The 2,900-nt window shown below is 45.3% G+C and carries 3 protein-coding genes; 1 reads left to right on the top strand and 2 read right to left on the bottom strand.

Features of this window, described 5'->3' with window-relative positions:
- Nucleotides 1-305 (top strand): hypothetical protein (locus IQ224_RS22925; RefSeq protein WP_194033533.1); only part of this gene is annotated, 305 nt, incomplete at its 5' end.
- A gap of 649 nt (nucleotides 306-954) precedes the next feature.
- On the opposite strand, the gene murI is transcribed toward IQ224_RS22925, so the two are convergent.
- Together murI and IQ224_RS22915 are read right to left on the bottom strand one after the other, a co-directional pair.
- Nucleotides 955-1,767 carry a glutamate racemase gene (murI, locus tag IQ224_RS22920; RefSeq protein WP_036401861.1) on the bottom strand — a complete coding sequence of 271 codons (813 nt, stop codon included), beginning with the start codon at nucleotides 1,765-1,767 and terminating at the stop codon, nucleotides 955-957.
- Nucleotides 1,768-1,864: 97 nt separating this feature from the next.
- Nucleotides 1,865-2,900, bottom strand: a 1,036-nt coding sequence (locus tag IQ224_RS22915; RefSeq protein WP_194033532.1) for an N-acetylmuramoyl-L-alanine amidase, incomplete at its 5' end; no start/stop codon positions are given.

Below are 2,900 nucleotides of genomic sequence, written 5' to 3'. Positions count from 1 at the left end.
CAATTAAAGTCGTTTCTGATAATTCCTATGTGCAGTCTCACCTAATTTGGCGGATAATGGATGCGGCTGCTACCGTCGATCCTGACTGGGTGATCGATCACGCTCGTCCTCCTGCGGAAAAGATACTGGACGAAAAAAAGGCAGATCGCTACGAAGAAGCGATTAAATGGCTGAAAAAAGCTCGTAATGCCTTTTATATGTCGGGAAGACGGGAAGAATGGCAAACTTATCGGGAAAGTTTAATTAAGGAACACGGACGCAAATCAAAATTTATGGGGTTATTCAAATATCAGGATTTACAATAATTTAAGCTTGTAGCCGTCAGTTATCGGCTACAAGGAGGCTATTTTTAGCTTGTAGAGTGGGAATTTGTCCTCAGCTTAAGTCTAGTGATGTTTCGACGCAAATTCTTTTATGCTACAAATTGAAGTGCGGAATGTAGGTTGTAGTAAGTAGTCATGCAAAATAAATTTCCTAGTGAAGACAGGCAAGAGGCAATAGGCAAAAGCTTGATCGAAATGTGTAATTAATTTTGCTTAGGTACTTATCTTCTCGACTATAGCAGTTTTCATCAGAATGAGGTATGGGCAAGGAGCTTAAACCCTTTGTTGGCAAAACTTGTCGATACCTCAGTAACGTGAAAAGCGCTATCCTTTATCGGGAAATTTCAAATCTGCCTTGGCTATTACAAAAATTCATATTTATGTCTTGTGAACCTGCTACAGCTAAACGCAATGCTTAGTTACTGGTCAGTTGTTTCTGGTACTATCGTCACCCCCATCATATTCTCCTTCTGCCCCTTCACCTTAATCTTCCTCACCGTCCCAGAATAAGACGATTGCACCTCACCCAACCCTTTGATACTAAATCCGTTGAGTATAGGATACATATCAGGACAGGCAAAAGGCAGCTGATAACTGCTCACTGATAACTGCTCACTGAAAAGGCTAACGGTTATAAAACGGGGACGGGTAAATAAACCTTTTCTACCGTAGGAGAAAAACCTAGCCATTGACGAGATAAACGAGCAAAGGTGTCAGGATCACCGCTAACTGCGAAGTTAGTAGGTAGGGATGTTTCGGGATTTTTGAGACCTAATAATTCTAGTTCTTTTTCCGCCGCTCGGACAACGGCAGCTGCGGGATCTACCAAGCGCACGGAACTAGGTAAAAGACGACGTAAAACTGGGGAAAGATGACGATAATGGGTACAACCATAGACCAGAGTATCAATATTTTCCGCCAGTAAAGGCTGAAGATATTCCCTAGCCACTTGTGTGGTATAGGGGTCAAAAATGCGGTTAGCCTCGATCAAAGGGACAAACTCAGGACAAGGAATTTGCCAAACTTGGGCAGTAGGATCGATTTCTTGAATTGCTTGTTTATAGGCATTACTTTTAGCCGTAGCCGGGGTAGAAATCACCCCTATGCGCTTTCCTTGTTTAACGGCAGTTTTGGCACCGGGTAAAATTACCCCCAAAATTGGTAAATCTTTAAATTCGGCCCGTACTTCTTCTAAAGCCAAGGCGGAACTGGTATTACAGGCCATAATCACCATTTTCACCCGGTGCTCGCCCATCCAAGTGAGAATTTCCCGGACAAATTCGATAATTTCCCCTTTAGAACGGGTTCCGTAGGGAAGTCTAGCAGTATCAGCGAAATAGAGAATCGATTCTTGGGGCAGTTGTTTATACAACTCCCTTAAAACGGTCAGTCCACCCACACCACTATCAAACACACCAATCGGACTAAGTTGTGATTCTCTCATAGATATCGAGGAAAACGCTGATCTAAAATAGCTTTGTTTGATGATATTAAAACACGGATTTTTTGATTGGTAAACTAATGCTCCAATGATTTAATCATTAACGGAGATTTCGTTGAATATATTCAATAATACCTCCTGCGATCGCCGCCGCCATTTGTCGTTGAAAGTTGGCATTGGCTAATTTAGGAGCATCCTGAGCACCAGTAACGTAACCCACTTCCACGAGGGTAGAGGGCATTCTGGAGGTTCTCAGCACATAGAAACGGGCCCGACGCACCCCTCGATCGCGCATATCGACACTACGGACAATATTGCGATGGATGGTATCCGACAAACGGCGATCACCGAAGTAGTACACCTCTATGCCGTTGACATCTGGTCGTGCTTTCCCCATAGAGTTAGCGTGGATACTGACAAATAGATCGGCATCGATCTGGTTAGCCAAATCTGTGCGGCCTTGCAGGGTGACGAAAAAGTCGCTATCTCTAGTTAGACGCACATCGATGCCCTGTTGTTGCAGGATGCGGGTAACTTCTAGGGAAATGGGCAGAATCACGTTTTTTTCCTGAAGGCCACCAATTCCGATAGCGCCCGGATCCTTACCACCGTGGCCCGGATCGATCACCACTAAAAAGCGGCCATTGCGTTGTCGAGGATTATTAGGAGTGGGGTTAGAGGGGCGCGGAGGTGGGTTAAATTGCCCCGTATCTGGGGGTAAAGGGACAGGTATAGTGGTGGAGTCAGGAACCTGAGAAACGGGACTAGAATTGCGGGAGGAAAGCAATTCTAGGGCTAGGGTTTGACTGTCCGATTGAGTTAATTGTCCCAGTTGAAATCCTGCCGCGGTCTGTACCAAAATCAGCACCTTATTGACACTTTCCTGACGTACCCGTAATTGATAGATGGGACTAGAGCGACCAAAGCGCGGACCGCGAAAAGACTCGGCTAACTTAGCATTTTCGATGCGTAGTTCATAGACCCCATCCCGGTTAACACTGCCGTTAGCTTTCAGGGGTGAATCCCCACGAATTAACAGGCGATCGTTATTACCCGCCAGATCGATCGAGGAGATCGTGGCCAAACGATTGCTAGAAGGGGGATTATTGGCAGTTTTCGGGGGGGGATTATTGGGA

Source organism: Microcystis sp. LEGE 00066, from assembly GCF_015207925.1.
Lineage (GTDB): Bacteria > Cyanobacteriota > Cyanobacteriia > Cyanobacteriales > Microcystaceae > Microcystis > Microcystis ichthyoblabe_A.
This window is presented reverse-complemented; position numbering and strand designations above follow the sequence as displayed.

What these genes read in the sequence shown, in the direction of transcription:
- murI (WP_036401861.1), bottom strand. Translation starts at nt 1,767, where the DNA reads ATGAGAGAATCACAACTTAGTCCGATTGGTGTGTTTGATAGTGGTGTG.